The sequence below is a fragment of the Frankia sp. CcWB2 genome, from assembly GCF_977927585.1.
The window spans coordinates 9,133-10,244 of the sequence record NZ_CDWRCM010000073.1 but is presented as its reverse complement, the minus strand read 5'-3'; the positions used below and the strand labels follow the sequence as shown (position 1 = coordinate 10,244).

Annotated in this window: 1 protein-coding gene; it reads right to left on the bottom strand. The window is 75.3% G+C overall.

Annotation, left to right across the window (positions count from 1 at the left end):
• Positions 1-1,042 (bottom strand): ATP-binding protein (locus ACY45C_RS10050; RefSeq protein WP_462187370.1); only part of this gene is annotated, 1,042 nt, incomplete at its 3' end.
• Between the last annotated feature and the right edge of the window lie 70 nt (positions 1,043-1,112).

The window sequence follows — 1,112 nt, the reverse complement described above, 5'->3', positions numbered from 1 at the left end:
CCCCGGCTTCGCGTTCGCCGGTCTCGCGTTCGGCCCCGACACGCTCGTCGAGACCGGCCAGGGCCTCGTCGAGGACGGCGTCGAGAGTCTCGTCGTCCATTCCGGGGGCGTCGAACGGCCCGCGGCGGCGGCGATGCGGTAGCGCGAGACGGGCACCGGTACGGATGTCGGCGGCGAGCACCGTGGTCCGCCCCGCCCACGCGGCGAGTGCCATCGCGGTCTTGGCCAGCACCACGTCGGCGCGCATGCCGTCGACGTCGCAGCCGGCGCAGATGGCGGTGACGGCCCGCAGCGCCGCGTCGGTGAGCCGGACCGTGCCGAGCCGGCCGCGGGCGGCGACGACCCGGGCCGCGAGTTCCGCCTCCGCGTCCGCCCAGGTCGCGGCGAACCCGGCCGGGTCGGCTTCGAACGCCAGCCGGCGGCGGACGACCTCCGCGCGCACCGCCGGGTCACGGCTGGCCGCGACGTGCACGGTCAGCCCGAACCGGTCGAGCAGTTGCGGACGCAGCTCGCCCTCCTCCGGGTTCATCGTCCCGACCAGCAGGAACACCGCCGGATGGCGCACCGACACCCCGTCGCGTTCGACGTGGGCGACCCCGAAGGCGGCGGCGTCGAGAAGCAGGTCAACGAGATGGTCCCCCAGCAGGTTGACCTCGTCGACGTAGAGCAGCCCGCGGTGGGCGGCGGCGAGCAGACCCGGGCGCAGGACGCTGACCCCGTCGGCCAACGCCCGGTCCAGATCGAGGGAACCGGTCACCCGGTCTTCGGAGGCGCCCACGGGCAGTTCCACCAGCCGGGCCGGACGGGTCAGTGACGACGGCGACGGCGACGGCGCGGGATGCGGGCCGTCGGGGCAGTCCGGTGACGGCGCGTCCGGCGCGCAGGAGAACCGGCAGTCCTCCACGACCGCCACCGGGGGCAGCAGGGCGGCCAGGCCGCGCACGGCGGTGGACTTGGCGGTGCCCTTCTCCCCACGCACGAGGATTCCGCCCAGCGTGGGGGAGACCGCGTTGAGCAGCAGGGCCAGGCGCAGGTCGTCCATACCGACCACCGCCGACAGCGGGAAGCTCACCACGGTGTCGACGCCGTCGAGGCGAGCGGGTGTCGCCGGT